The 23,035-nt window shown below is 62.9% G+C and carries 18 protein-coding genes; 8 read left to right on the top strand and 10 right to left on the bottom strand.

Translation table 11 applies throughout. The features are described from left to right. Nucleotides 1-41 precede the first annotated feature (41 nt). Nucleotides 42-2,765, bottom strand: a complete 2,724-nt coding sequence (locus IVA80_RS22795; protein WP_247435526.1) for a M10 family metallopeptidase C-terminal domain-containing protein — start codon at nt 2,763-2,765, stop codon at nt 42-44. Between the two features lie 197 nt (nt 2,766-2,962). On the opposite strand from IVA80_RS22795, the gene IVA80_RS22790 reads away from it, so the two are divergent. Continuing rightward, nucleotides 2,963-3,265, top strand: a complete 303-nt coding sequence (locus IVA80_RS22790; protein ID WP_247435524.1) for a hypothetical protein — start codon at nt 2,963-2,965, stop codon at nt 3,263-3,265. A gap of 144 nt (nt 3,266-3,409) precedes the next feature. Continuing rightward, the gene (locus IVA80_RS22785) at nt 3,410-4,603 is read left to right on the top strand and encodes a CoA transferase (protein ID WP_247435522.1); all 1,194 of its coding nucleotides are present in this window, start codon (nt 3,410-3,412) and stop codon (nt 4,601-4,603) included. Between the two features lie 875 nt (nt 4,604-5,478). Here the strand turns inward: IVA80_RS22785 and IVA80_RS22780 are convergent. The 3 genes from IVA80_RS22780 to IVA80_RS22770 are packed head-to-tail and all read right to left on the bottom strand — an operon-like array spanning nt 5,479 to nt 8,245. Then, nucleotides 5,479-6,120: a hypothetical protein gene (locus IVA80_RS22780; protein ID WP_247435521.1), complete on the bottom strand. Its 642-nt coding sequence runs from the start codon at nt 6,118-6,120 to the stop codon at nt 5,479-5,481. Then, a complete protein-coding gene (locus IVA80_RS22775) occupies nt 6,117-7,403 on the bottom strand; it encodes an ERF family protein (RefSeq protein WP_247435520.1) in 1,287 nt (428 codons plus the stop codon). The genes IVA80_RS22780 and IVA80_RS22775 overlap by 4 nt, the downstream gene beginning before the upstream one ends. 32 nt (nt 7,404-7,435) lie before the next feature. After that, nucleotides 7,436-8,245, bottom strand: a complete 810-nt coding sequence (locus IVA80_RS22770) for a YqaJ viral recombinase family protein (protein WP_247435607.1) — start codon at nt 8,243-8,245, stop codon at nt 7,436-7,438. 68 nt (nt 8,246-8,313) lie between these two features. On the opposite strand from IVA80_RS22770, the gene IVA80_RS22765 reads away from it, so the two are divergent. From IVA80_RS22765 to IVA80_RS22755, 3 genes are all read left to right on the top strand, one after another. Then, on the top strand, nt 8,314-8,571 hold the full coding sequence (locus IVA80_RS22765; protein WP_346348014.1) for a helix-turn-helix transcriptional regulator: 258 nt from the start codon (nt 8,314-8,316) through the stop codon (nt 8,569-8,571). Between the two features lie 843 nt (nt 8,572-9,414). Next, complete coding sequence (locus IVA80_RS22760) at nt 9,415-10,203, top strand: hypothetical protein (protein ID WP_247435517.1); 789 nt, start codon at nt 9,415-9,417, stop codon at nt 10,201-10,203. A 52-nt stretch (nt 10,204-10,255) separates the two neighbouring features. Further along, entirely contained in the window at nt 10,256-10,813 is a 558-nt protein-coding gene (locus tag IVA80_RS22755) for a hypothetical protein (protein ID WP_247435515.1), read from the top strand. A gap of 321 nt (nt 10,814-11,134) precedes the next feature. Here IVA80_RS22755 and IVA80_RS22750 read toward each other — a convergent pair whose 3' ends face one another. The 6 genes from IVA80_RS22750 to IVA80_RS22725 form a co-directional block, all read right to left on the bottom strand. After that, the gene (locus IVA80_RS22750) at nt 11,135-12,646 is read right to left on the bottom strand and encodes a tripartite tricarboxylate transporter permease (protein WP_247435512.1); all 1,512 of its coding nucleotides are present in this window, start codon (nt 12,644-12,646) and stop codon (nt 11,135-11,137) included. Nucleotides 12,647-12,655: 9 nt separating this feature from the next. Next, nucleotides 12,656-13,198, bottom strand: coding sequence for a tripartite tricarboxylate transporter TctB family protein (locus tag IVA80_RS22745; RefSeq protein WP_247435511.1), 543 nt, complete (start codon nt 13,196-13,198; stop codon nt 12,656-12,658). Nucleotides 13,199-13,374: 176 nt separating this feature from the next. Then, nucleotides 13,375-14,349, bottom strand: a complete 975-nt coding sequence (locus tag IVA80_RS22740; RefSeq protein WP_247435604.1) for a tripartite tricarboxylate transporter substrate-binding protein — start codon at nt 14,347-14,349, stop codon at nt 13,375-13,377. Between the two features lie 152 nt (nt 14,350-14,501). After that, nucleotides 14,502-15,299 carry an enoyl-CoA hydratase/isomerase family protein gene (locus tag IVA80_RS22735; protein WP_247435508.1) on the bottom strand — a complete coding sequence of 266 codons (798 nt, stop codon included), beginning with the start codon at nt 15,297-15,299 and terminating at the stop codon, nt 14,502-14,504. Between the two features lie 29 nt (nt 15,300-15,328). Further along, complete coding sequence (locus IVA80_RS22730) at nt 15,329-16,528, bottom strand: aminotransferase class V-fold PLP-dependent enzyme (RefSeq protein ID WP_247435507.1); 1,200 nt, start codon at nt 16,526-16,528, stop codon at nt 15,329-15,331. Nucleotides 16,529-16,665: 137 nt separating this feature from the next. After that, nucleotides 16,666-17,868 carry an alanine--glyoxylate aminotransferase family protein gene (locus tag IVA80_RS22725; protein ID WP_247435505.1) on the bottom strand — a complete coding sequence of 401 codons (1,203 nt, stop codon included), beginning with the start codon at nt 17,866-17,868 and terminating at the stop codon, nt 16,666-16,668. A gap of 134 nt (nt 17,869-18,002) precedes the next feature. On the opposite strand from IVA80_RS22725, the gene IVA80_RS22720 reads away from it, so the two are divergent. From IVA80_RS22720 to IVA80_RS22710, 3 genes are all read left to right on the top strand, one after another. Beyond that, nucleotides 18,003-18,740 (top strand): GntR family transcriptional regulator, encoded by a 738-nt coding sequence (locus tag IVA80_RS22720; protein WP_247435503.1) that lies wholly within the window; start codon nt 18,003-18,005, stop codon nt 18,738-18,740. 105 nt (nt 18,741-18,845) lie between these two features. Beyond that, entirely contained in the window at nt 18,846-21,821 is a 2,976-nt protein-coding gene (locus IVA80_RS22715; protein WP_247435500.1) for an FAD-binding and (Fe-S)-binding domain-containing protein, read from the top strand. Beyond that, nucleotides 21,814-22,242, top strand: coding sequence for a heme-binding protein (locus IVA80_RS22710; protein ID WP_247435497.1), 429 nt, complete (start codon nt 21,814-21,816; stop codon nt 22,240-22,242). The genes IVA80_RS22715 and IVA80_RS22710 overlap by 8 nt, the downstream gene beginning before the upstream one ends. The last annotated feature ends 793 nt before the right edge of the window (nt 22,243-23,035 follow it).

Genomic DNA, 23,035 nt, shown 5'->3' with positions numbered 1-23,035 from the left:
CATTTCGACACATACTACTCGAACATGGATCGCTTGCACCGTCAACGGAGAAGGAACCCCGCATCGTGCTGGCCAGAGAACACAAGATCCGGACTATTGCTCGCATGAATCTCGTGAAGCACCGATTGGTCCAGGAGGGCCCCTATCCGCGGGTCCAGCGCATTCAGTCCTGTATCGGCTAAGGCCTGGTTGCCGATCACGCCATCGCTGTTGAAGTGCTGGAAAATTGTCTCCAGCGACGTCACTGTCGTGCTGCTGCCGGCCGCATCTGGAGCCAATTGCAAAGCAAAATTGCCGTCGCTTTTCGCGCTCCACAACGAGAACATTCCGGTCGAGGAATTCTTCCAAACGAATTCGTAGTCGTTGTTCGAACCGACCTGAACGGTCGAGCCCGCCGCCTCGATAGTGGTGGAGGAGGCAGCGCCGATCACGCCGTCACCGTTGAGGTCCTGATGGAACGTGGTCTCCAGCGACGTCACCGTCGTACTGCTGCCATCTGCGTCTGCGGCCAAGTGCGTAACGAAGTTGCCGTTGCTGTCCGTGCTCCAGAACGAGAACATCCCGGTCGAGGAGTTCTTCCAGACGACGTCGTAGCCACCGCCGGACACCTGCTCGGCGCCGATCGGGGACCAGGACGGCCACATCCCGACCGTCACCGCCGAGCCCGAATATTTCAACGTCGGGCCGGTGCCGGTGCTGATGCTGTCGAGGTAAAAGTTCGAACCGGTCTGAATCAGGCTGGTTGAGCCCGCCGCCTCGATGGTGGTGGAGGCGCCAGCGCCGATCACGCCGTCACCGTTGAGGTCCTGGTGGAACGTGGTCTCCAGCGACGTCACCGTCGTGCTGCTGCCGTCTGCGTCTGCGGCCAAGTGCGTAACGAAGTTGCCGTTGCTGTCCGTGCTCCAGAACGAGAACATCCCGGTCGAGGAGTTCTTCCAGACGACGTCGTAGCCACCGCCGGACACCTGCTCGGCGCCGATCGGCGACCATGATGGCCACATCCCGACTGTCACCGCCGAGCCCGAATATTTCAGCGTCGGTCCGGTGCCGGTGCTGATGCTGTCGAGGTAAAAGTACGAACCGGTCTGAACCAGGCTGGTTGAGCCCGCCGCCTCGATGGTGGTGGAGGCGGCAGCGCCGATCACGCCATCACCGTTGAGGTCCTGGTGGAGCGTGCTCTCCAGCGACGTCACCGTCGTGCTGCTGCCGTCTGCGTCTGCGGCCAAGTGTGTAACAAAGTTGCCGTTGCTGTCCGTACTCCAGAACGAGAACATCCCGGTCGAGGAGTTCTTCCAGACGACGTCGTAGCCACCGCCGGACACCTGCTCGGCGCCGATCGGCGACCAGGACGGCCACATCCCGACCGTCACGGCCGAGCCCATGTATTTCAGCATCGGGCCAGTCCCGGTGCTGATGCTATCAAGGTAGTAATTCGAACCAGCCAAGACCAAGCTCGTCGAGCCCGACGCTTCGATCACTGTAGGATTGAGAAGGGCCACAAGCGATGCGCCTGTTATCGTACCATCAGCAAACTGGAAGTTTTCCACTCCCGTGACCGTATCGGTGCCGTCAGGCGAACCAGAGCGCAGATCCACGAGCGTGAACGTCTGCGTGCTCGAGTTGTAGGTGACCCCGTAATTCGCCCGGCTCCCCGAATACACAGCCGTATCCGTGCCCGAGCCGCCGATGATGGTGTCGTTGCCGCCGCCGCCGGTGATCGTATCGTTGCCGGAGGCGCCGTTCAGCACGTTGGCGATGACGTTCCCGATGATCGTGTCGTTGCCGGACCCGCCGGTGGCGTTGTCGATGTAGGAGCGCGCGTCGTTGTTGGAGAGATAGGCGTTGTAGACGTTGCCTGAGGCGTAATGGCCGTTCCCGAGATTGGCCAGTTGCACGGTCGAGAACAGTGACGAGGCGCCGGGATTGAGATTGATATTCAGGTTCGTCGTGTAGTTCGACAGGTCGTAGGTATCGACGCCGCCGCCGTCCCAGACCGTCTCGTAGATACGGTTGGACGAGCCGCCGACGCCGCCGCCCGGCGCGAGCTGCCCGACGCCGTTGATGAACTCCTGCCCCGTGGTCGGGTTCCAGGTATAGAGGGTGCTGCCGCTCTGGGTCGTGTAGTTCGCGCCGTACATCGTTTGCAGCGCGAGGATATCGTTGGCCATGTAGGTCTGCGGATATCCGTACGCCTCGTTGGTGTAGCCCGTCGACGTCGAAGCACCGACATAGCTGCGATAGCTCATGACGGTGTATTCGCTGTCGTCATGCGCACTCGGCACCGCGACGTTGGCCGGGCCGCCCGTCTCCTGGCTGTGCTTGAGGCCGAAAGCGTGGCCGAGCTCGTGCAGCGCGGTCGTGAAATAGTAATTGCCGAGCTTGGCCAGCGAGTAGTTGTATTGGGTCCCGAACCACACGTCGCCGCCTGCCGCATAGTTACCTGGGTAGTAGGCGTAGGAGGTCGGATTAGCCGACGGCGATTGCGCGACCATGATATCCGCGCCGTTCGTGCCCGCGTACTGGATATTGGCGTTGGTGTAGCCGAGGATCAGCCCGATCGCGTAGTTGATCGCGGCCTGCATCTGGCTGGGCGCCGAAGCGAAGCCGGACGTGGTCGGCTCGCCGTCGCCGCCGCTGTACGGATTGGCGTAGTCGCTCGGTGAGTCGGGAAAGCTGTAGGTGATCGCGCCAGACCATTTGTAGCCCGACAGCAGGCCGTCGATGTCTGCGTTGTTGGTCCTGCTGACGGTGACAGTGGTGGCCAATGGACTCTCCGCGAAAACAGCGCATGGCGCTCGATTGGGGCGCAGGCGGAATATCCCAGCTTGAGATGGACGTTTGGTTTAATTTTGGCGTCCGCACCCGGACCTCTTCCATAATGCTGTGTTAGCCATCAATTCCCGTAATCATACGGGCAAGGACAAGGATGCCGGTTCCGGCTACCCACGTGATTGGCAGAACAATGAAACTAAGTCCGCTCTCGGTCGGTCTGCTTGGCGCCCTGGTGGCGCTCGCCGAGCCGGATCATCTAGCCCTCGGAGGACTGCCTGTCATGGTGTGGAAAGCCAGCGCGGACGACAACGGCAAGGCGGTGCGCGCGCCCTCGGTTCCGCCCGCCCGCGATCCTTCTGCGGCGGTGGCAGAGGAATACGAAGTCGCCCGTCGGCAGGGCACGCGGGAGGCGTTCGAGCTCTTCATCGCGCGCCATGGCGATGATCCCTTGGCCGAGCAGGCGCGTGCCGAGCTGAAGCGCCTGTCACGCTGAGCCTTCGCGCATTGCAGCAAACCGCTTCAGGCAAGTCCGCGTCAGGCATCCCATTTCGGCAGGCGGCATCCGCGTCGGACCAGACTTGCCGCATGGTGTTTCGGCATTATGGTGGCTCCGCAATCTGTCCCGGAGCCTTTCACGATGCCCTTTCCGCATGCCTCGGAAGCCCTGTCGCGCTTCACCGTGCTCGATCTGACCCGTGTCCGGTCCGGGCCTACCTGCGTGCGGCAGCTCGCGGACTGGGGCGCCAACGTCGTCAAGATCGATGCGCTGACCGAGGATGCCGGCGGCGAGCAGCCGGGCGGGCCGCGGCGGGGTTCCGACTTCCAGAATTTGCACCGCAACAAGCGGGCGATGACGCTGAATTTGAAGGACGAGCGCGGGCTCGCCGTGTTCAAGCGGCTCGCCGCCAAGGCCGACGTCGTGGTCGAGAATTTCCGTCCCGACGTGAAGAACAAGCTCGGCATCGACTATGAGAGCCTGCGCGAGATCAACCCGCGCATCGTCTATGGCAGCATCTCCGGCTTCGGCCAGGACGGACCCTATCACAAGCGCCCCGGCTTCGATCAGATCGCGCAGGGCATGGGCGGGCTGATGTCGATCACCGGCGCGCCGGGCGAAGGGCCGATGCGGGTCGGCATTCCCGTCGCCGACCTCACGGCCGGCCTGTTCTGTGCCATGGGCATCCTCACCGCGCTGCTCGAGCGCGAGGTCTCGGGCAAGGGCCAGTGGGTGCAGACCTCGCTGCTCCAGGCCCAGATCTTCATGCTCGACTTCCAGGCCGCACGCTGGCTGATGGAGAAGGAGGTCGCCAAGCAGGCCGGCAACAACCACCCAACCAGCATCCCAACCGGCGTGTTCAAGACCTCGAACGGCTACATCAACATCGCCACGACCGGCGGGCGGATCTGGGAACGTTGCGCGCAGGCGATCGGCGCGCCCGAGCTTTACAGCCATCCCGACTATGCGACGGCTCCGGCCCGCTCCAAGAATCGCGACGCCCTCAACGCCGAGATCGAGAAGCGCACGGTCACGAAGTCGACCGAGACCTGGGTCCGCGAGTTCAACGAGGCCGGCGTGCCCTGCGGGCCGATCTACGCCATCGACCAGATGTTCGAGGACGCGCAGGTCAAGCATCTCGGCATTGCGCAGGACGTGCCGAACGAGGAGAACCGCGACATCCGCCTGCTCGGCCAGCCGGTCACGCTGTCGCGCACGCCGAGCAGGATGGTGGCGCGGCCGCCGGAGTTCGGCGAACAGACCGACGAGGTCTTGAAGGAGTTCGGCTTTGGCGCCGACGAGATCGCCAAGCTCAGGGACGCCAAGGTGGTGTGATATTGCCGCCACCGCTCCCGTCCAACGCTATGGGCGCTATCCAGCCTGAGCGACGAGGTCAAACAGAACTACAGCACCCTGATCGGCGCTTTCCTTCATCTTCGGTTGATCAGCGCCGCGAGTGGTCGCTTTGGTTTGAGTCCGCCTGCTCTTCCTGTCTTCGGTATGTCTTTAGCTGATCCTATGCGGTACTTGTGCAACCGCGCACGGTTTCGTTCGGAAAACCTTATCCGCAGCTCCCGCATTCGGTGGTTGGGAAAAGGAAGTAGTCTTGGGGGAGCTCGTTCGCATCGAGTCGGATGGCAAGTATTAAGCCATCGGGCAGATGGGATGAGGGCAGCCTTCAAAGCCTCCCGAGCTCGCTCCGGGGATCATCAACCTAAGTGCTTGCCGAATCGAACCTGCGAAAAGACGGCAGCGCAGATCTGGATCAATGACGCTTAATGCGCCTCGACTCCCCGGGCGAGAGCAGACACGTTCTATCGAGGTCCTTTTTCTTCGTCGCGAACGACTGCGCCCAGAGGAAGGATGCACGTCCCAAGGCCAAGACGCGCCAAGATGGTGCGAAGCCCAGCCCTTCAGAGCCGACCTGCAAAGCGAAGCCCGGCGCCGTTGCCTTAAGACAGGCAATTCCCGATCCGGTCCACGATTTGAATACCCGAAGCTTGGCCGGTAAGATGAGCGCGCGCAGGGGGACGCCGTGGCCGGGCAGCGCTCATGGTCAGCCCAGGACGGTCATTTGCGGGATCAGGTTTGCCGCGAAGTGACACGAACCGCAGCAGTTCGTCACATCGTCGGAAGCTCGTAGGTTTGCCGCCAGGCGCGCACGGCTGTGACGAGGCCATTGCACTTCCTGCACCTCATCGGATGAGCTATCATAGATTTGACGGGAAGCTGGCGCGCCTTCCTCTTTCCCAGGGCCGTCGCCGGCCGAGATACTGAAGTGTGAACAGGATCTGGCAGGCCTGCCGCCAAAGCCTGGCTTCGTAGCGGCTGAGCCGGTCCAAGGGGCAGGTCGGCAGGCTGGCAAGGCCGACAAAGCTCGCAGTCAGGTAGTCGTCACTGTGCCGAGGCTCGGTTTCGCGGCTCGTTTCCGCCCAAACGTCGACCCCTTCATCGAAAGACAAGGGACCAGTGGTGCCGGCGGGCGAGGCATTTTCGAGTTCATCGATGGGTGCCGATGCCCGGCGCAGCCCGCCGAACCGCAGCAGTTGACGCGCCTGGGATCCGAACAGGCCGCTCTCGATCGCTGTCGCACGGCGCAGCCGCCACAACACGCTGGCCAGCCTAAGCGCCAGTTCGCGCTCGGTCGCGGACTGCGCGTCATAGTCGGCGATGACCGCCACCTCGAAAGTCGCGTAATCTTCGGCATCTTCCAGTGCACCGATGACGGTTTCTGCGGTCAGGCCATGCCGAATGGCATTGCGGCGCGAGCGTTTCTTGCCGTCCTCCGTCACCGGACCTGTGCTGGAGCGGGCATTCCGACGGTTGGCTGCAATTTGCTTCATGCTGGTCATAGGACTGTTCGACCTGCCAATGGGTTCGTTTCGTTGCTTTGATCTCGCCGTTCCGGTAATTGCTCGATAGTGGGCGCCTTAAGCGCGACTTGACTTTCCCTTACCTCGTCAGAGGCGGCGAGATCGGTCCGCGTGGCGCGAGTCTTTGTCCATAGGCCTGCCGCGATCGGCAATGGATCAAGCCTTTGCTGCTCCCACCAGATTCGTTCATTGCCGCGCCAATGGAGCTCGCGGTGATGCAGCCGGCACAGTGGCACGGTGAATTCGTCGCTCACCTTGCGGCCCATCGCCGGCGGTTCGGCGAACTTGACGTGGTGGGCATCGCAAGGCGTCCGGCCGCAGATCAAACAGGGCTGCGCCGTGACAAACTTCAAGTGCTCTTTATCCCGCTGCCGCAAGCGTTTGGCCAGCGAGGGCGGCGCTGTCAAATTGGTCATTGATTTCGCTGCAGCACGCCGGCGGCCTTGAGGACTATCATCCGACGCGACTGGCGAGAGCGTCTCCTTAGAGTTGACGCGGGCACCCTCTTCTGCTGCCGCAGGTTGGATGATATCGCTGAGCTTAACGGCAAATGCGGCTTCGATGATGTCAGCGTCCGAGGTCGCAAGCCTACCCTTGAGCGGCAATATCCGTAGCGCCCAGGAGGTCAGCGAGTCCACATCTGCCAGTTGCTCAAGCTCGGCGGTCAAGCCTTGCCGCACCGCCGCTGACCGATCAGGCGATAGGGCCGGCTCGGGCGCTGTGGCGGGCCGGACCCGGGCGCCTCCGTGGGAGGGCGCAAGATTCCCCGCTCTCAAAGCAGATTGTCCGACCGAAGGGCTGAAAGCGTTAGCGGCCGCAGGCGGACCCGCGGCAGCAAGATCCGGCGCATCGAGATCGTCCTCGCCGGCAATGCCGACCAGCGTGAACAGGGCATAGCGCCGGGCGTAGGTCAGGGCTGCCCCCATCCGGTGCGGGGCAGCCGTTTCGGTGACCGGGCACACCGGCCAGTCTGAGCCGATCCATTCGCCGGAGCTGTGCAGGAGGGTGGTCGTCAGCTTAATCAACCCGGTCTCGGGCTCAATTGCAGTTGCTTGCACGGTGGCAATTTCATGCTTCGTTAGGCATTTCCGGACGATCTCGAGCCCGCTCGCGAGCGAGGCATACCGGAACGTGCGGTTCTCCTCGCGCGGGAAAGGGGAGACGATAGTCGCAGTCAGTGCCTTCTCGGGATTATCGAGCTCAGCCTGCGCCCTCGCAAGGGCACCCGCGATCTGGCTGAGGGTCTCGCTGGATCGCTGCATGGACAATCTCCCTTCGGACAGGAATGGGTCGCCTACTCGGCCACCCGCAGTTCAAAACTAACGGCGCCAGACTTGGATCGCTTTGCCCGCAAGCCGTGTCCAGAGGCTTCCTTGGCGTCTTCCGGCATGAGCGCCTTCAGTTCGGTTTTCGCGCGTTCGTGCTCGACGGCGGCGTCCCGGGTCCGCCGATAAATAGCTGCGAAGTCGGCCCAGGAGTTCGAGGTGCCCATGTCGACCATGCGGACCGCCGCCACGCGCGACCGCGGCGGGTCGACGCCGAACAGCTGCGGCGCCTCGCCGGTCTCGATACAGCGCCAGAATTTCTTTTCGGCCGTCAGCAGCAGGTGCTGATACAGCGGATCGGCGGGAATGGTCAGTTCCACCCATTTGCCGCCGCCGGTGATGATCGACAGCACGGCCATCCGGGAGGCGGTTGCCCACATGTTGTGCTGCAACTGCGGCGTGTGCTTTGCGGTTGCCCCCTCTTCCGAGAACGACCAAGGCAGCATGAACTTGGCCTCGAAAATCGCGCCCGTCGCCTCAATCTTGCCGTCCAGGGTCGCCGCCATCCAGCGGTGGACCGGATGCACCACGCGTCGTTGCACGTGGCTGACGGCGTGTCCCGTGTTCTTCTCGTACCAGTAACGGTTCAACGGCTCGGTCGCATTTCCCAGTTGGACAAGAAGGTCCCTTGACAAGTCCTCGGGCTCGATTTCGCCCCGCTTCTCCTGCCAGAGCCGCAGCAGGGCGGCGGGATCATCGCCCATGATGATCCGAGCGTCGGAGCCCCCGATGAATGAGCGGCGGGAAAGGGTCCATTGATCGCTATTTGAGCTGCTCATCAATCTCATCCTCGTCAGTGTGCTAGCCTGTCTTGTGATTCTACCACATGTGACAAAAGCACAATAATATGCCTGTGACAAGTGCACAAGTAAGGATGGCTCGTGCGGCTTTAGATTGGACAGTGCGAGACCTTGCCGAGGCAACTGGCCTTCATCGAAACACGATCAACAACATTGAGGTGGGACGCTACGCAGGTGATCCGAAGACGCTCCAGGTAATTGAGCGAACATTCATAACCGCCGGCGTCGAGTTCATCGACGAGAATGGCGGCGGGCCGGGGGTACGGCTTCGCAAACCCATCATGCAGAAGCCTCAAAATAAGTGACCGCCCCGCTCCGATGCGCGCCGGAGCACTGAGACCGCCACTCTGCGGCTAATCGGGGCGAATGCCTCGGCCTGCCAGCGAACCCCTGGTCGAGCGCTTCTTAAGAGGCTTCCGAACCGGGGCCCGGCTCCTTCAAGGATCTGGCCGAGCTGAGGAGCGCCATCAGGGAATACCTGGGGAATGACAATACCGACCCCAAGCCCCCTCCATCTGGAACTAGTCTGCAGCGACAGCCTTGAAGGGTTGCTCGGGCGAGAGATCTTCAATTTAGCCACGTAGCAAGCCAGGGACGACCTTGCAGGCATGGCCTGAGCAATCACATAGAAGGTCATCTGCTTGAGGGGTAATGTTTTGCCGCAAGATCCGAAAACAAGCCCTAGTCGGGTACGGGGCTTGACTGCGGGAACTCTTGCTGCCGCGCCGCCTGACTTTGGTCACCCACCGCTGCAGCAGTCGCATACCCTGCTTCCCGTGGGACTCACGAGCGGGCCAAAGCCGTTTGGGCGTACGCTCCAGGAAGTGGCTTTTGAGGAGTTTCTGACGCGAACGATTTCCAGTTCGCTAAACCAACGCACGAGCTCACGGAATGCGCTCGCGTTGATTGCTACAGCAGAGTACGGGCTATCCAAACGGCGAGCCAACGCAGTTCGCGAACACGTGGTCGTTCAGCTCGGTGCCAGTGCCTGGTCTGAGGCTGGAGCTCCATGCGGAAGGCGCAGCCGATCCCGCCTTTCGTCCTAAATATATCGTGCCGCCTATTACCGCTCGCAAAGATCGGCAATCCTGACACATAGGCTCCGGACTTTTTCCGGTGGAGATCCTCCAGCCGCAACGGGTTCCGTCATGACAAGCCGACGCAGTTCGAAGCGCAAATCCAAATCGCCGGCGCCGACGCGGGTCCCGCGGTCACTGTTTGACTTCCGGCCCGTACTTGAGGGAGAGGACGCCGCCGCTTATGACGAGCTCATTCGCGGCACCCGCCAAGCAGTACATCCGGTCGATTTCATCGACGAGATCTATGTCGCCGATGTGACATTTTTGGAATGGGAGGTGATCCGATGGAGAAGGCTGAAGTTCAGGCTGATGCAGGCGCACATGCATGATGCGTTGCTCCGTTGCTTGACGCAACACCTCGGGTACGACACATACAAGGACATCTTCGCTGAATTTCTTACTCAAATTCTTCACGAATCCAAGAACCTGTCTGAAGAACAAGCGCGCGAGTTGGCGTATCAATATGCGAACTCGCAAGCGGAGGCGATGGAGGTGACAAGGCTTCTGAATGCCGCCGACCTCAAGCGCATCGAACGCGACGCAGCGTATTATACGGCCAAGGAGCTTATTCAAAAGAGTGTTCGACGCGAAAGTGCCGCCGTACAGCTGATCGATCAACTTCTCAGATCGGAGGGCCGCACCAGGGACGATATCATGCTCGATACATTTTCCGAGAAGATCGATGAGATTGAACGGCTAGATCGTCAGATTGCCACCGCCGAAGCTCGCAGAAACATTAGCCTGCGCGAGATTGAACGGCGACGCGCGATGCTCGGTGAAGCACTACAACGAATCCTACCAGAAGTTGAGCTAAGGATCATCGAAACGACGCCTTCGAGCGACAAAGAATCGACCTGACGGCGAGAACCTTGACTTGCACGTGTGTAATCAGGTCGCGGGGACATCCGAGGTGACTAGTGCGCGCAAAAACGACGCAAACCGGGCCAATGCCCGGTTCAGCACGGGTCCGAAAACTCCCCATGGGCGCGCTCGCGCCTCGCGCAACGCGTTCCGCCATGGCTTAAGTCTGGCTATTGATTGTGATCCGCTGTTATCGGAGGAAGTGGATGCGCTCGCGGGCAAAATCGTCGGGGACAACGTCAACCCGCAAGTTGTCAAGCTTGCGCGCCACGTCGCTGAGGCTGAGATTGATCTGTCCCGCATTCGCGCCCTCCGCCATCAAATCGTGAACACTGCATTGTGCGATGCTACGTACGAATCTGAGACAAGGAGCAGGGAAAAGTTTGCACTGGTTCGCCGCTGCGCACGGGTTGATGGTCCATTCACGCCAATGCCTGACGAAGTGGTGGATTTTCTATATTCATACCCCCTAGGACCCTCCAAGCTCGCGATCATCATATCGGACAAAGCTCAGCAATTACGGACCTTGGACCGATACGAACGTCGCGCGCTCTCGCGACGCAAATTTGCAATTCAAGCCTATGATGAGGAGCTTCGTCAATCTTAAGTTGCATGATGATAATTATCGGGTTAAAGCTGCGAATGGTCACCTATCTTGGCCAAACGAAGCCAAATTCATCAATGGGATCAACGGTCCGCAAAGTGCAGGCGTTCGGCTCGGTAGCTGATCTCAAGCCTTGTCTTATGTCTTATGCCGATAACAATCGAAGCCCGTGACGCGGTCACGTACGCCGCGGCAGGCCGGAGTTTCGCGAACAGACTGAAGAGGTGGTGCCCGCCGAGTTCGGTTTCAGCGCGGCTGAGATCGCGAGCCTGCGACAGGCCAAGGTGGTGTAACCCGCAGCGCATTCCCCCGGGCCCGCTTACGTCAGGCAGTCTGCCTGCATCGTGCTCCCTTCAGGCCCGCCAACACTCTGTCGATCACCGGCCAGAAAAGCAGCACGATCGCGAGGGTCGTGATCGATCCGACCAGTCCGTTCGACCAGAACACCTTGAGGTCGCCGCCGGCGCCGATCATCGACAGGCGAAAGGCGTCCTCGGCCCGGTTGCCGAGGACGAGCGCCAGGGTGAACGGCGCCAGCGGAATGCCGATCTTCTTGAAAACGTAGCCGACAACGCCAAAGCCGAGCATCAGCCAGATGTCGAACATCGCATTCTGGATCGCATAGGCGCCGATCGCGCAGGACACCACGATCATCGGCGCTACCGCGGCGAACGGCACGCGCAGGATAGAGGCGAAGATCGGCACCGTTGTCAGCACCAGCACGAGGCCGACGACATTGCCGAGATACATCGAGGCGATCAGGCCCCAGACAAAGTCCTTGTGCTCGACGAACAGCAGCGGGCCCGGATTGAGTCCCCACACCATCAACCCGCCGAGCAGGATCGCGGCCGTGCCGGAACCGGGGATGCCGAGCGCCAGCATCGGCAGCAGCGCCGAGGTGCCGGAGGCATGTGCCGCCGTTTCCGGCGCGAACACGCCCTCGATGCGGCCCTTGCCAAAACTCTCGGGATCCTTGGCGAAGCGCTTGGCGAGGTTGTAGCCCATGAAGGAGGCCGCGATCGCGCCGCCCGGAGTGATGCCGAGCCAGCAGCCGATGAAGGAGGAGCGCAGCAGCGTCACCCAGTATTTCGGCAGGTCCTTCCAGACGCTCAGCACGACGCGGAGCGAAATGCTCGCGGCGTGTCCGCGCAGCGCCAACCGCTCCTCCATCGTCAGCAGGATCTCGCTGATGCCGAAGAGGCCGATGACGGCAACGAGGAAGTTGATGCCGCGCAAGAGTTCGGCCGAGCCGAAGGTCATGCGCAACTGGCCCGACACGGTATCCATGCCGACGCCGGCGAGCAGGAGCCCCAGCGACATCGAGATAATAGTCTTGTGCTTGGCCTCGCGCCCCAATCCGACGAAGGAGCAGAAGGTCAGCAGATAAACAGCGAAGAACTCGGGCGGGCCGAACTTCAGCGCAAAGGACGAGATCATCGGCGCGAGGAAGGTGATCAGCAGCACCGCCACCAGCGAGCCGATGAAGGAGGACGTGAACGCCGCGGTCAGCGCCTCCGCCGCCCTGCCCTGCTGCGCCATCGGATAGCCGTCGAACGTGGTCGCGACCGACCAGGCCTCACCGGGGATGTTGAACAGGATCGAGGTGATTGCGCCGCCGAACAGTGCGCCCCAGTAGATGCAGGACAGCATCACGATCGCCGAGGTCGGATCCATCGTGAAGGTGAGCGGCAGCAGGATCGCAACGCCGTTGGGGCCGCCGAGCCCGGGCAGCACGCCGACGAAGATGCCGAGCACCAGCCCGACCATCATCAGCACGAGCGTCTTCCAGGTCAGCAGGACGGCGAAACCATGAAGCAGGAGACCGAAAGCTTCCATCGTGGGTGCCTAGTAGCCGAAGGCCGCTTCGAGCGGCCCTTTCGGCATGATGACGTCGAAGGCGATGTCGAAGGTGACGAACATGATCGCCGTGAACAGGAAGGCGGTGAGCAGCGACTTCCACAGCGCGATCTTGCCGAGCAGCCGCATGAAGCTCGCGATCAGGAGGAAGCTCGCGACGTAGAGGCCGAGGAACTGCACCACCAGGCAGAACAGCAGCGTCGGCACGAACACCGCCATCACACGACGCGCTTGCGCACGCGTGACGAAGCTTTCGGATGCCGCGCGGTGCGCCACGAACGCCGCGATCAAGCCATAGAGACTGCCGCCACCGAGGATGACGGAGAGATAGAACGGGAAATAGCCGGGCTCCGGCCCCGTCGAATCCCACGCGGCGCCGGAGCGCCAATTGTCGTAGCCAAGCGTTGCGGCCAGCGCGAGCAACAGCAGACACACGAATATCTCGATCGTGCCGGAACTGATGACGGAGGGCGAGTCGTCTTCAGGCGCGGTCGGATCGTCGACGACAATTTCAAGATCGGTTTGGGACATGGACTGTTAGGGACGATCTGCTGTCAATTCCCCTCTCCCCGCTTGCGGGGAGAGGGTTGGGGTGAGGAGGAGCCTCCACGGTGAAAGCTGGACTCGCCGAGAGTCCCCCTCACCCGGATCGCATCTTCGATGCGATCCGACCTCTCCCCGCAAGCGGGGCGAGGTGAAGCCAGCGGCTACTTCGCGACGAATCCGGCTTCCGTCATCAGCGATTTGTTGGTTGCATCGTCCTCCTCGAGGAATTGCACCATGTCCTTGCCGGTGAGGAAGATGGGCTTCAGCGCCTGCTTTTCCATGTAGTCCTTGTATTCGGCGGTCTGCGTCACCTTGTGGAACAGATCGACGTAGAACGCCTGCTGCTCCGGCGTGACCTTGCCGGGCAGGAACATGGCGCGCAGCATCAGATACTGGACGTCGATGCCCTCCTCCTTGCAGGTCGGGATGTCGGCCCAGGACTGCGTCTCCGTCACCTTGCTGGTGTAGGAGATGCGCTCCTTGTCGAACACGCAAAGCGGACGCACCTGGCCGGCGCGCCAGACTTCGAGATTTTCGCTTGGATTGTTGACGTTGGATTCGGTGTGGTTGCCGACGAGCTGGGTCGCGGCCTCGCCGCCGGACTTGTAGGGCAGATAGGAGAATTTCGCGCCGGTCTTCTGCTCGAGGAAGACGGTCAGCACGTGATCCTCGCGCTTGGAGCCGGTACCGCCCATCTTGAACGGCGAACTCGCCGCCTTCGCGGCCGCGACGAATTCCTTCACCGTCTTCGGACCTGCGCTGTTGTCCCACAGCACGAACTGGTCGAGCGCGATCACCGAGACCGGGGTCAGCTCGCGCCAGTTGAACGGAATCTTCGCCGACAGCGGCAACATGTAGATCAGCGAATAGGCGATCAGCACCTTGTTCGGATCGCCATCGCTCGACTTCATGTACATCAGCGCTTCGGCGCCCGAGGCGCCGCCCTTGAGCGAGACGACCACCGGCTGCTTCATCAGATTGTTCTTCTGGATCGCAGCCTGCATCATCCGCGCCATCTGGTCGGACGCGCCGCCCGCACCGGCTGCCACCACGATCTCGACGGGTTTGGCCGGTTCCCAGCCGGCAAAGGCCGGCGCGCTTGATAACAGCGTCGCCGCAGCGACGACCGCCTTCACTGGAATTCGCACGAGTTTCGTCCCCTGGTTCTTATATTACTTTGTAAGACTGGCAGAGCCTATCGATGCATTGTGCGGACTAATACTGATGAGTTCAAGCAGGCGGTCATTCCGTCGCATATAACTTTCGGCTGACGCACGAAGCGGGCGCGCTACTTGCCCTTCCAGTTCGGCGTGCGCTTGCTGAGGAAGGCGTCCATGCCTTCGCGAAAGTCTTCGCTCATATAGGCCTTCAGGATCAGGTCCTCGCCTTCTTCGCGCGACAGCGTGCGGCGGATGCGGCGCACCGCTTCCTTCGTCGCTTCCAGCGTAAGCGGCGCGTGGCTCGCCACGAGCTTTGCGGTCTCGTCGGCGCGGCGCTGCAGCGTCTCGACGTCGGGCACGATCTCGCTGAGCAGCCCGAGCGCAAGCGCTTCCGGCGCCTCGACCAGGCGTGCCTTGAAGATCATGTCCTTGGTGCGGGCCGGTCCCACCAGCGAGACGAGACGGCTGATGTTCGACATCGACAGGCAGTTGCCGAGCGTGCGCGCGATCGGAAAGCCGATACGCGACGCTTCCGTTCCGATCCGAATGTCGCAGGAGGCCGCGATGCCGGCGCCGCCGCCGGTGCAGGCACCGGCGATCGCGGCGATCACGGGCACGCGAACCGCTTCAAGCGTACCAAGCACGCGATCGATCCGGGCTTCATAGTCGAGCGCGTCCTGCGCTGTCTTGAAGGCGCGGAATTGCGAGATATCGGTACCTGAGGCGAACGCCTTGTCGCCGGCGCCGGTCATGATCAGCGCCTTGATCGAGCGGTCGGCGTTGATCTCCTGGCAGATCTCCGCCATGCGCTCGTACATGGCGAAGGTCAGCGCGTTGCGCGCCTGCGGGCGGTTGAAGGTGATCCGCGCGATGCCGTCCTGGACGGAGTAGAGCAGGTCTTCGTTAGCAGTCGTCGGTGCGTTCATCTCGCGCTCACTTCACTTTTCAAGTTGGTTCAGGCCACTTGGGCCTTGGCCATCGGCACCACGTCGCGTCCCTTCAGAACGTCCATGGCCGCCAACACGCCGCCGCTCCGGTGCGGAATCTGTGCAAGATCGAGGCCCATCTCGACGCCGGCGAGCGTGCCCATCAGCATCAGATCGTTGAAATGGCCGATATGGCCGATGCGGAACACCTTGCCTTTGACCTTGTTCAGGCCGGTGCCGAGCGACATGTCGAAGTTCTCCAGCACCACCTTGCGGAAGGCGTCGGCGTCGTGGCCCTCAGGCACGCGCACCCCGGTCAGTGCCGGCGAATGTGCGGCAGGGTCGGCGCACTGCGTCTCCAGGCCCCAGACCTTGACCGCGGCACGCGTCGCCGCGCTATGACGCTTGTGGCGGGTCCAGACGTTCTCCAGCCCCTCCTCTTCCAGCATCTTGATCGCTTCGCGCAGGCCGTAGAGCAGATTGGTCGCGGGCGTATAGGGGAAGGTGCCGAGCTTGTTGAAGGTGATGACTTCCTGCCAGTCCCAATAAGAACGCATGCCAGGGTTGGCTTTCGCCACCGCAAGCGCCTTCTCCGAGACCGCGTTGAAGCCGAGGCCGGGCGGCAGCATCAGGCCCTTCTGGGAGCCAGCGACCGAGACGTCGATACCCCAGGCATCGTGCTCATATTCCATCGAGCCGAGGCCGGAGATCGTGTCGACCATCAACAGCGCCGGATGCTTGACGCGGTCGAGCAGCTTGCGCACCTCCAGCGGCGGCGTCACGCAGCCGGTCGAGGTCTCGTTGTGGACGACGCAGACCGCCTTGATCGTGTGCTGCTTGTCGGCGCTCAGGCGCTTCTCGATCTCGGCGAGGTCGGCGCCATGGCGCCAGTCGCTCGGGATAAAGTCAACGTCGAGCTTGAACTTGTCGGCGATGCCGCGCCACAGCACGGCGAACTGGCCGGTCTCGCACATCAGGACCTTGTCGCCGGCCGAAAGCACGTTGACCATCGCCGCTTCCCAGGCGCCGGTGCCGGACGAGGGGAAGATGATCACGGGCTGGTTGGTGCGAAACACCCGTTGCATCGAGGCGAGGACTGCGAAACCGAGTTCGGCGAACTCCGGACCGCGATGGTCCAGCGTCGGCATGTCCATGGCCCGCAGCACCCGGTCGGGCACATTGGTCGGTCCTGGAATCTGGAGAAAATGCCTTCCAGAGTGCACGGTCATCGGCGTCCTTCCCGGTCTTGCCTCGATTTTGGTGAGCCGCCGAATAGCACCATTTGACCGCCTTGTCCCCTCTCCTTAAGGCGCCTCCCATGCATATCCGGGGGCCGGCCGCCGGGCGCCGACGTGCGCACCGCGCCTTACGTGCCGACCACCTTCAGATGCGGCGGGGAATTGCCCGGCGTGCGCTGCTCCAGCAGCTTCATCGCGGCCTCCACGCCGCCGGAGCGGTGCGGCACGCCCGCGACCGACAGCCCCATCTCCACGCCGGTGAGTGCGCCGAGCAGCGTCAGCGCATTGCATTCGCCGAGATGGCCGATGCGGAAGACCTTTCCGGCGACCTTCGACAGGCCGGAGCCGAGTGACATGTTGTAATTGTCGAGCACGATCTTCCGGAACTGATCGGCGTCGTGGCCCGGCGGCATCAACACCGCGGTGAGCACCGGCGAGAATTCGGCCGGCTCCTGGCAGAGGATCTCGAGGCCCCAGTGATTGACGGCGGCGCGGGTTGCGGCAGCCAGCCGCTGATGGCGCGCGAAGACATTGCCAAGCCCCTCTTCGAGCAGCATCGCGATCGCCTCGCGCAGGCCATAGAGCAGGTTGGTTGCAGGCGTGTAGGGGAAGAAGCCTTTTGCGTTCGGCTTGAGCATCTCCTCCCAATCGAAATAAGAGCGCAGCATCTTGTTGGTCTTCGAAGCAATGCGGGCCTTCTCCGAGATCGCGTTGAAGCCGAGTCCGGGCGGCAGCATAAAGCCCTTCTGCGAGCAGCTGACGCTAACATCGACCTTCCACGCGTCGTGGCGATAGTCGACCGATCCGAGCGAGGAGATGGTATCGACCATCAGCAGCGCCGGATGGCCTGTGCGATCGATCGCGGCGCGGATCTCAGCGATGCGGCTGGTTGCCCCGGTCGAGGTTTCGTTGTGCACGACCATCACGGCCTTGATCGCGTGCGCGGTGTCGTCAGTGAGCTTTGCTTCGATCACGGCGGGGTCGGCGCCGCGGCGCCAGTCGCCGGGAACGAAATCGACTTCGATGCCGAACCGCCCCGCCATCTGCCGCCACAGGGTGGCGAAATGGCCGGTCTCGACCATCAGCACCCTGTCGCCCGGCGACAGCGTGTTGACGATCGCGGCCTCCCAGGCCCCCGTCCCCGACGAGGGGAAGATCACGACCGGGCCTGCGGTCTGGAAAATCTTCTGGCTGCCTTCGAGTACGGTTCGGCCAAGCTCGCCGAATTCCGCGCTCCGGTGGTCGATGACAGGCATGTCCATGGCGCGCAGGACGCGCTCGGGGACCGGACTCGGGCCGGGAATCTGAAGGAAATGGCGTCCCTGATGCATGAAAACCTCCCTGTTGGCGAACTCTGGCTCGGCTTCGGATGCTATTTTGCATTCATTTTTTGCGCTTTCAATCGAATTTTGGTATTCGATTATGGACGTCGACGCCATCAAACAGGCAAACTATTGTGCTGCAAATGAAATCCACGATTCCAGACACCGGGGTTCCGATCGCCCCGCCCGTCGCAAATGGGGGTGACCGCCAGGAGCCCTCGCTTCACGGCGAGATCCTGCTGCGGCTGCGCGACTATGTGGTCGAGGGCAACATTCCCGACGGCGCGCGCGTTCCCGAGCGTCAGCTCTGCGAGATGCTCGGCATCTCCCGCACGCCGCTGCGCGAGGCCCTGAAAGTGCTCGCCGCCGAGGGCCTGATCGAGCTTTTGCCCAATCGCGGCGCGCGAGTGCGCCAGCTCAGCCAGCGCGACCTCGAGGAGCTGTTCGACGTGATGGCGGGGCTGGAAAGCCTGGCCGGACGCCTCGCCTGCGAAGCCATTACCGATGCGGAAATCGTCGCGATCGAGCAGCTGCACTACGAGATGTACGGCCACTATCTGCATCGCGACATGCACGGCTACTTCCAAGTCAACCAGCGCATCCACGAGAGCATCGTCGCAGCCGCACGCAACGAGACGCTGAAGACGGCCTACGCCAGTTTCGCCGGCCGGATCCGCCGCATCCGCTACTCCGCCAATTTCGCCCGCAAGCGGCAGCGCTGGGCCGAAGCGATGCGCGAGCACGAGGCCATCCTCGACGCGCTGCGCCGCCGCGCCGCGAGCGAACTCAGCGACATCCTGTTCCAGCACCTGCGCAACAAGCGGACGGCGGCAATCGAGCACCTGACCGAGCCTCAAGACGACGCGCCAGCCTCCATTTGAGGGGCATCCAGCTCGCTCATTTTGAATTCATAATATATCGGTCGGAAAAAGAATGAATACTCCAGCCGGGCTCCAGCCCCTCGTTGGATTACTCCGGGACCAGGGATGACAAACGCCTCCTCGCTCGAACGGCGCCTGCGCGCGGAAATGACCGGCGACGTCCTGTTCGACGGCTTCAGCCGCGGCCGCTACGCCACCGACGCCTCGTTCTACCAGATCATGCCGGCGGGCGTGGTCGTGCCCAAGACCATGGACGAGGCCTTGCGCGCGCTGGCGATCGCCCGCGACGACGGACGGAAGGTCACCGCGCGCGGCGGCGGCACCTCGCAATGCGGCCAGACCGTCAATGACGGGCTCGTGGTCGATCTCTCGAAACATCTGAACCGGATCCTGTCGCTCGACATCGAGGGCCGCACCTGCGTGGTCGAACCCGGCATCGTGCTCGACGATCTCAACCGCCAGCTGAGAAAGCACGGCCTGTGGTTTCCGGTCGACGTCTCCACGGCCTCGCGCGCCACCATCGGCGGCATGGCCGGCAACAATTCCTGCGGCGGCCGTAGCTTGCGCTATGGCACCATGCGCGACAACACGCTTTCGATGGAGGCCGCCCTTGCCGACGGCACGCTGAACCGCTTCGGCGAGGTCTCGCGCGATCTCTCTGACTTTGACGCCAGCGACAGCGCGCGGGCGCTGTGCCGCGACATGCTCGATCTCGGCGCCCGCGAGGCCGAGGAGATCGCGGCGCGCTTTCCAAAGGTGCAGCGCCGCGTCGGCGGCTACAATCTCGATGCGCTGGTGCCGCGCAACGCGCCGAACAACATGGCACATCTTCTTGTCGGCTCCGAGGGCACCCTCGCTTTCACCACCAAGGTCGAGCTGAAGCTGTGGCCCGTGATCCGCAACAAGGCGCTCGGCATCTGCCATTTCGGCAGTTTTTACGAGGCGATGGATGCGGCACAGCACCTGGTCAAGCTCAAGCCGATCGCGGTCGAGCTGGTCGACCGCACCATGCTCGCACTCGGCCGCGATATCGCGATGTTCAAGCCGATCATCTCTGCCGCCATCAAGGGCGATCCGGATGCCGTGCTGGTGGTCGAATTCGCGGAGGAGGATCAGGCCGACAATCTATTGCGCATCAAGCAGCTCGGCGAGCTGATGGGCGACCTCGGCTTCGGCTGGAATAACGACCAGCGCAAATGGGGCGGCGTGGTTGAGATCACCGAGCCCGCGCTGCAAAGCGGAATCGCCGATTTCCGCGCCGCCGGACTCAACGTCATGATGTCGATGAAGCAGGAGGGCAAGCCGGTCTCCTTCGTCGAGGACTGCGCCGTGCCGCTGCCGTATCTGGCCGACTACACCGCGCGGCTGAATGAGGTGTTCGCGAAGCACGGCACCAGCGGCACGATGTACGCACACGCCTCCGAAGGCTGCCTGCATGTGCGCCCGGTGCTGAATTTGAAGCTGGAGAAAGACGTCAAGGCGATGCGCGCCATCGCCGAGGAAGCCTTCGAGCTGGTGCGCGAATACAAGGGCTCGCATTCCGGCGAGCACGGCGACGGCCTCGTGCGCTCCGAATTCCACGAAACGATGTTCGGCGAGCGTCTCGTGGCCGACTTCAGGGAAGTGAAGCAGCGCTTCGATCCCGATGGCGTTCTCAATCCCGGCAAGATCGTGGACGCACCCAAAATGGATGACCGCTCGCTGTTCCGTTACCGGCCCGACTATCGCGTTACTGAACTGAAGACCAGGCTGGACTGGTCCGCTTATCCCGGCGCAGCCGGCGGCTTTCAGGGCGCGGTCGAGATGTGCAACAATAATGGCGCCTGCCGCAAGCTCGAGGGCGGCGTGATGTGCCCGTCCTACCGCGCCACGCGCAACGAGAAGGACGTGACGCGCGGCCGCGCCAACACGCTGCGGCTCGCGATCTCCGGCCAGCTCGGCCCCGATGCGTTGTCGTCGGACGAGATGATGGACACGCTAAAACTGTGCGTCTCCTGCAAGGCCTGCCGCCACGAATGCCCGACCGGCATCGACATGGCCAAGATGAAGATCGAGGTGCTGGCCGCACGTGTCGCGTCGCACGGCCTGACGCTGCGCGACCGCCTAGTCGGCTACCTCCCGCGCTATGCCGGCCTCGCCTCGCGGCTCGCGCCGCTCGCCAATTTGCGCAACCGCAGCCCGCTATTGCGAAGACTGTTCGAGCGCTTCGCCGGCATCAGCGCGCGACGCGCCCTGCCCGCCTTCCGTCGCGACGTCTTCGCGCCGCCGGCCGACAGCGTCGGCCCGGAAACCGGCCGCGAAATCGTACTGTTCGCCGACACTTTCAACCGTATCTACGAGCGCGAAAATCTCGACGCCGCGCTACGCGTGCTCGCGGCCGGTGGCTATCGCGTGCATCTGCCGAAGCCGGCGAGTGGCAGCCGGCCACTGTGCTGCGGGCGTACGTTCCTGTCGGCCGGCCTCGTCGACGAAGCCAGATCCGAGCTCGACCGCCTCGTGGCCGCCTTCGCGCCCTTCGCTGCACGCGGCGTGCCGATCGTCGGCCTCGAGCCGAGTTGCCTGCTGACGCTGCGCGACGAACTCGTTTCGCTGCGCAAAGACAACGACGCCAAGGCCGTTGGCGCCCATGCCCTGACCTTCGAGGAATTCCTGGTGCGCGAGGCGGAGGCCGGACGGCTGCAACTGCCGCTCGGCGCCGTCGCCGATAAGGCCGTGGTGCACGGCCATTGCCATCAAAAATCCTTCGGCGCCTTCAAGCCGGTCGAGCAGGTGCTGCGTCTCGTCCCCGGCCTTGAGGTCGAGACCATCGAATCGAGCTGCTGCGGCATGGCCGGCGCGTTCGGCTACGGCACTGAGACCTACGACGCCTCGATCGAGATGGCCGAGCTGTCGCTGCTGCCCGCCGTGCGGCGCGCCGATCAGAATACGCTCGTGGTGGCCGACGGCACCTCCTGCCGGCACCAGATCCACGACGGCACCCAACGCGAGGCGCTTCATGTCGCGCGCGTGCTGGCGATGAGTCTCGATCGTGCCGAAACCCGTTCCACTTCTCTCGCTGAAAAGGAGACCAGCCATGGCTGAACTCACGCTCGACACCGCCCGCAAGATCCTCGACGCCGCCTTGGCCAAGGCCGGCGAGCTGAAGCTCAAGCCGCTGGTCGTCACCATTCTGGACGCACGCGGCGTGCTCAAGATCGCCGCGGCACAAGACGGCACCAGCCTGATGCGCGCCGAGATCGCCCACGGCAAAGCCTATGGCGCGCTCGCCATGGGCATGGGCTCGCGCGCTCTATTCCAGCGCGCACAGGAGCAGGCGTATTTCATCGACGCCGTGAACACCCTCGCCAAGGGCGCGCTGGTGCCGGTCCCGGGCGGCGTGCTGATCATGGACGGCACGACCTTGCTCGGCGCCGTCGGCGTCTCCGGCGACACCTCCGATAATGACGAAGCCTGCGCGGTCGCCGGCATCCAGGCGGTCGGACTGAAGGCCAATGCGGGGTGAGCCTCTCCTGTAGCCCGGATGGAGCGGAGCGCAATCCGGGACAGTCTCCCCGCATTCCGCTTCGCTCCATGCGGGCTACAAACTCTTGCGTGGCCGACGGGCAAAACACGCCAGCCCTCGGTCAACTGCCGCACATCAAAATATTCGTCTTTACAGAATTTCTGATTTAACGCATTCTCCCGCCATCCTGATCCGGGACAAGGGGCGGTCGTACGTCGTCACGAACCGCGGATCGGGCTGCGGTGGACGCAAGAAGCGTCGGGCACGAGACGCGGGAGCAGGGCGGGATGAACCCCGTGAGATCCCGGCGGCGTGCTGACGGACGGCGCTCGATGCGTACGGCCAAACCGTGTGGTCCCGGCTGTCGTTGCTACAGCCAAGCCTTGCGGAGATGCATCGAGGCTCAACCGGGTTTCGCAGCATCGCCAATTCGCAGGGTGACGGAGGCAAGAAGGAATTCGTCTCCGGGGAGAGCGCGGCATAGGCCGTCAAACCACTGCGCAGGGAAGGCCGGATGTCTCGGCTGCCCTGTGTCTCCCCTGTGCATTGCGTGTGCGATATTCTCGCACGGGGGTCTTACGGGTGCCAGCCGGCACCCGGCCTTCCCTGCGCCCTTTCTTGGAGGGGGCGTGAAGCGAAGCGCAAACCTCGGGCGGAATGCGCCGCGAGAAGGCGAAGCTGCGTCCGCTGTTTGAAAATGGAATCAGGACGGATCGAATTCCACTCTCGTGCCCCGGACGCAGCGCAGCGCCTCTTCGGCGATGCGCTGCAGAGCCGGGGCCCATCTCGCCAC

Source organism: Bradyrhizobium sp. 139 (assembly GCF_023074175.1).
Classification (GTDB): Bacteria; Pseudomonadota; Alphaproteobacteria; order Rhizobiales; family Xanthobacteraceae; genus Bradyrhizobium.
Note: the sequence above shows the minus strand (reverse complement) of the source record. Positions and strands in the feature narration are given on the sequence as shown.